General features: G+C 34.4%; 3 protein-coding genes. 2 read left to right on the plus strand and 1 reads right to left on the minus strand.

Features of this window, described 5'->3' with window-relative positions; genetic code table 11:
* The coding region (locus tag F6K54_RS38955) for a hypothetical protein (RefSeq protein ID WP_293089545.1) at positions 1-387 on the plus strand (387 nt) is incomplete at its 5' end.
* Positions 342-5,174, plus strand: coding sequence for a tetratricopeptide repeat protein (locus F6K54_RS38960; protein WP_293089547.1), 4,833 nt, complete (start codon positions 342-344; stop codon positions 5,172-5,174). The genes F6K54_RS38955 and F6K54_RS38960, both read left to right, overlap by 46 nt.
* Here the strand turns inward: F6K54_RS38960 and F6K54_RS38965 are convergent.
* Positions 5,160-5,288: a hypothetical protein gene (locus tag F6K54_RS38965; RefSeq protein WP_293089549.1), complete on the minus strand. Its 129-nt coding sequence runs from the start codon at positions 5,286-5,288 to the stop codon at positions 5,160-5,162. The genes F6K54_RS38960 and F6K54_RS38965 overlap by 15 nt on opposite strands.
* Positions 5,289-5,811: the final 523 nt, after the last annotated feature.

The raw sequence follows: 5,811 nt of genomic DNA on the forward strand, positions 1-5,811 counted from the left end.
ACTCAAAAGTCAAAATTCAAAAGGAAGAAGGAAAAAGTCAAAACTCAAAAGTCAAAATTCAAAAGGAAGAAGGAAAAAGTCAAAATTCAAAAGTCAAAATTCAAAAGGAAGAAGGAAAAAGTCAAAACTCAAAAGTCAAAATTCAAAAGGAAGAAGGAAAAAGTCAAAACTCAAAAGTCAAAATTCAAAAGGAAGAAGGAAAAAGTCAAAATTCAAAAGTCAAAATTCAAAAGGAAGAAGGAAAAAGTCAAAATTCAAAAGTCAAAATTCAAAAGGAAGAAGGAAAAAGTCAAAATTCAAAAGTCAAAATTCAAAAGGAAGAAGGAAAAAGTCAAAAGTGGATGGGGACTCAAATTTCAAATGATCGAGTTAAATGTCAAGGGTTAGACTGCCAACCTTGTCTCAAACGAATATTTAAACAACTTCAACCAATTCATTTAGGAAATGGTATTCATAGTCTTTCTAGAGAAAAAATACAAAATTCCCTTCTGCCTTCTGCCTCCTGCCGTCTGCCTTTCCTAATTGATTTTCCAGAAACACCAAAATTCGTCACAGAAGTAATAAATGGCAGAGCATGGATAGTTCCTCAGAAAAATAATTGGATGATTTGTAATGCTATTGCCATTATTAATCAAGAAAATCAATTATTAGCTGAAGTCTCTCGTGAATACCCAGGCCAGTTGCCAGGATGTGACAAATACGATATCAATAACCATCGGTTTTTTACTACGGAAGAATTACCACCTTTAAAGCAAATAAACGGTACAGTAGCTGTTTTATCTGGGTTGTCAGGAAATGTTTATTTTCATTGGATGGTAGACATATTGCCTCGGATTGAAATCTTGCGACGCAATGGTATAAATTTTGAGCAAATAGATTGGTTTTTAATTAATAGTACTAAACAACCATTTCAAAAAGAAACTCTCCGGATTTTAGGAATTCCAGAAGATAAAATTATAGAAAGCGATCGCCATCCTTATATTCAAGCTAAAAAATTAATAGTTCCATCCTTTTCAGGCCATTTAGCTTGGGCAGAAAGATGGGCATTAGAATTTCACCGTCAAGTGTTTTTAAACCGATCGCTATCTACTGTATTTAAGGATGGGTTTAAACAGAAAGAAAATCAAAATAATCAAGTTATTTCCTATCCTGAAAGGATTTATATCAGTCGGAATAAAGCTAAATATAGAAGAGTTATTCATGAAGAAAAAGTAATCGATCTATTAAGTCAATACGGCTTTATAACCATCGAATTAGAAACTCTTTCTGTTGTAGAGCAAGCATCATTATTTGCCAATGCCAAGGTAATAGTTTCTCCTCATGGTAGTGGACTGACAAATATTATGTTTTGCACTCCCGAAACTACTGTAATTGAGTTAGTTTCTCCTAACTATATTAAACATTATTACTGGGCGATCGCTCAACAATTAGGATTGAAGTATTACTACTTGGTAGGAGAAGAATTTTCCTATTACCCAATCCGCCAAATAATGTATCCTAATTCCCTCACTGAAGATATTATTATTAACCTTAGTAAACTAGAAAAAATGCTATCGCAAGCAAGTATAATAAAAGTAAATTCTCATCCCACAGTAAAATCTCTGAGCGAGGAACGAACTTATCAGGAAAAAAATCTTCTAGAGAAGAAGTTTTCTAATTCTGAAGTTGATGTATTTACCTTGTCCCAGAAAGGGGAAGAAGATAATGTAAGTCGAACTGCAGCAAGTAATAAAATGGCATCTAAAGTTAATCCAACAGAAGCGGCCACTCACTTCCATAAAGAAGCTCTATTCTATTTAGAACAAAAGAAATTAGACGAAGCTAAAGCGGCTTGCGAACAAGCTCTAAAAAATCAATCAGATTTTGCTCCAGCCTGTAAAACAATGGGCATTATTTTGCAAAAAGAAGGTCAAATAGAAGCGGCTTTTGAGTGGTATTCACGGGCTATTAAGATTCAACCAAATTTTGCCGAAGCCTATGTTAATATTGGCACTTTATATGCTCGTAAACAGCAGTGGGAAGAAGCAATTGAGTATTATCAAAAAGCTATTAATATTCAACCAGATTTAGCCCCGGCCTACCGCAACATAGCTAAAGCATATCAGAAAGTTGACAAAGTAGTAGAAGCAGCGATTTTTCAATATAAAGCCTACTGTCTAGAACCGACAAAACTCAAAGAAAAAGAATATATAAATTTAGGCAATACTCTCTTAAAACATCAGAAATTAACAGAAGCTATATCTTGTTATCGTAGTGCTATAAAATTAAATCCTAATTCAGCAGTAGCTTATCAAAATATTGCAGAAGCATTATCTCAAACAGGTGATGTTGAAGAATCGAATATTTGTTATCGTAAGGCGATTCAATTAGGAATAAATAAAATCTCAATTGAAGAAGGAAGAAGGAAGAAAGAAGAAGGAAGAAGGGAAAGATGGATGGGGACTCAAACCCCAAACAATTATCAGTACCCTTTAGACGACGGGGTATTAAACCTAAAATCAAAAGATAATATTTATGTAGATCGAAATAATGCAGAAGGTTATAAAAGATTAGCAAAAATGCTGCAAAATCAAGGTAAGGCAGCAGAAGCTTGGCAGTTCTATACAAAAGCAATATCTATTGCACCAAAAGATCCAGAAATTTATAGAGATTTAGGTGGTTTATACGGACAACAACAACAATGGCAAGAAGCAATTCAATGTTATCAAAGAGCAATTGAAATATGTCCAAATATGGCAGATACTAACCGTTATTTGGCAACAGCATTGACTCATGTTGGTAAGCAGGCAGAAGCTTCTAAATTTTTGGAAAAAGCCTATTCTCTAGAACCAGAAACAGCAACAGCTTTTCAACACCGTTTAGACGGCGAGGTATTAAATCTAAAAGAAAAAGATAATGGCGAGATAAATCATCATATCTATAGTTTGACATCAGATATTAAACATAAAATTGATGGAGAAATAGATGATGCTATGGTGAGTAGTTCCGATATTCAGTTGGTAGGAAATACTGGTACTTTTCAAGCAGCATTAAAATCTTTAGATCGACATTTAAAGAGGTTATTTAGTCCAGTATCCTCTGTTTTTAATTTCAAGAATCAATCATCGAAAAAATATTTACAACCATCTGAAAATATTCCCAGACTTCAGGGTACAAATAATTCCTTTCCTTTAAAACCAGAAATAGATTTTAATATCAAAAATAGAACAGAAAGTGGTGGTGAAAATTCATTTTTTCCTGTTGAAGTAACTTTAATCAATATTGATGGAAATGATGAACAAAAAGTATCGCTCAAAGATGCAAGTAATGAAGAAAGAATAGAAGAAATGTTATTAGAAATAGAGAGCAGCATTGGAAAAAGTCAAAAGTCAAAAGTCAAAAGTCAAAATTGGATGGAGACTCAAACCCCAACCAGTTTTCAACACCCTGTAGACGACGGGGTATTAAACCCAAAAGAAAAAGATAAAACAGATACACAAATAAACACTCAATATGTTGATGTCACAAAATCAGCAGTCGTACTACCTGATGTTTACATTCAAAAGGCCATAGCATACAATCAAGAAGGGTTATATGAACAAGCGATCGCCCAATGCCAGAAAGCTATAGCAGTAGAACCAAATATGGCTGTGGCGTACAAAATATTGGGTAATGCTCAACAAAAAATAGGCAGTGCTAGTCAACTCCAGGAAGCCAAACAAAATTATCTCAAAGCTATATCTCTCGATAGTCAAGATCCTTCAATTCACGTCAACCTGGGTAGTTTGTATGCACAAGAACAATTGTGGGAAAAAGCAATACCCTGTTACCAGCAAGCGATCGCCATCAAACCAGACTTTGCTGGAGCATACCGCAATTTAGCCAAAGCATGGACTCAAGTAGGCAAACAAGCAGAAGCAGCAGACTGTTGGTATGAAGCATACACTCTCAATCAGGCAAACATCACTCCTGAGCAACATTTAAATCTTGGAAATACCCTCTATCGTCAAAGTCAATTAACTAAAGCTATATTCTGTTATCAGAGGGCGATAAAATTAAACCCCAACTATACTGCTGCTTATCAAAATTTAGCTACAACTTTGAAGCGTCAAGGCAAGTTAGATCAGGCTGCTATTTATGCTGAAAAAGCTCGGAAAATTAGTAATATTTCGGTCAAAAAACAGGTAGAAGCGAACGGCAAGAAACCTCAATATATTAATCCTGAAGATATTTTGCAGTCATATTCAAATTCAATTGAAGAAGTTAAAAGTCAAAATTCAAAATTCAAAATTCAAAAGTCAGAAATTGAAGAAGTTAAAAGTCAAAAGTGGATGGGAACTCAAACCCTAAGCAATTTTCAACACCCTGTAGATGGCGGGGTATTAAACCCAAAATCAAAAGATAAAAAGGGGAAGGAGAAGTTGCCTCAAATTAATCAAGCAGATTTAATTAAGCAAGCCGAAGCAGATTTTGTCAATAGTAAATTCTATAGCGCAATATCTACTTGTGAAGAGGCAATTTCTATAAAACCCCATGCAGTAGCTTATCAAATAATCGGTAAAGCGTGGGTAGAAATAAATAAACCATACGAGGCGATCGCCGCTTATCAAAAAGCAATTGAAATTAAACCAGACTTTGCCGAAATTTATGTCAGTCTGGGAGAATTATACTTTCAACATCAACGACAAAAAGAAGCGATCGCTGCTTACAAAAAAGCTATCAAACTTGCACCAGACTTAAAAGATAGTTATCGAGGTTTAGTTGAAGTCTTGCTAGAGCAAGGAAAAGTTGATGAAGCAGAAGAATTATCTTACAATGCACTCATCCAACATCCCAGTTGGGCAACTGCCCAAGAGTTTTGTACTTTAGGCAGGGGTTTAATAGCAGAGAATAAAATACAGCAAGGGATCGCTTGTTTTTATCAAGCAATTGAATTAGAGCCTAAATTATGGGAAGCTCACTATAGTTTAGGCAAAGCTTTAGCAGAAAAAGGAGAATGGTTAGAGGCTATCAATTGTTATCAGCAAGTCATTCAATTAGAAGCGAATGAAACTGAAGAAAATTATTATGAAAGTGAGATAAATATAGATATAGGAGAAATTTACCATCTTTTAGGAGATGCTTTACAAGAAATAGGTAAACTTGATGAGTCTGTAGCAGCTTATCAACGGGCAATTGAACTAACAGAAAATTAACCAAATTAAGCGAGGCATATCATCCGCCCATAAATAAATTTCTTGGCTCAAAGCAGAAGTCATATCAAATCCGGTAGCATCGGTGTAATAAGATAGTGAATCAGAATTCAGCAATTCTGCAATCCAGAATTCAGAATTTAGAAGGGAAGAGAAGTCAGAATTCTTTCCGCTCTGGGTGAAGATGGAATATTTTTTTATACCGAATTAAACGGATTTGATATCATCTAAAGATGACTAAAGATAGCTAATTTATTATGGGTAATTTTTGAATAATATTCGATATGAGTCTGTAGCAGCTTATCAACGGGCAATTGAACTAACAGAAAATTAACTAGATTAAGCGAGGCATATCATCCGCCCATAAATAAATTTCTTGGCTCAAAGCAGAAGTTATCTAAAGATGACTAAAGATAGTTAATTTATTATGGGTAATTTTTGAACAATATTCGATATGAGTCTGTAGCAGCTTATCAACGGGAAATTGAACTAACAGAAAATTAACTAGATTAAAAGCGAGGCATATCATCCGCCCATAAATAAATTTCTTGGCTCAAAGCAGAAGTTATCTAAAGATGACTAAAGATAGTTAATTTATTATGGGTAATTTTTGAACAATATTCGATATGAGTCTGTAGCA

The sequence above is a fragment of the Okeania sp. SIO3B5 genome (assembly GCF_010692555.1).
Lineage (GTDB): Bacteria > Cyanobacteriota > Cyanobacteriia > Cyanobacteriales > Microcoleaceae > Okeania.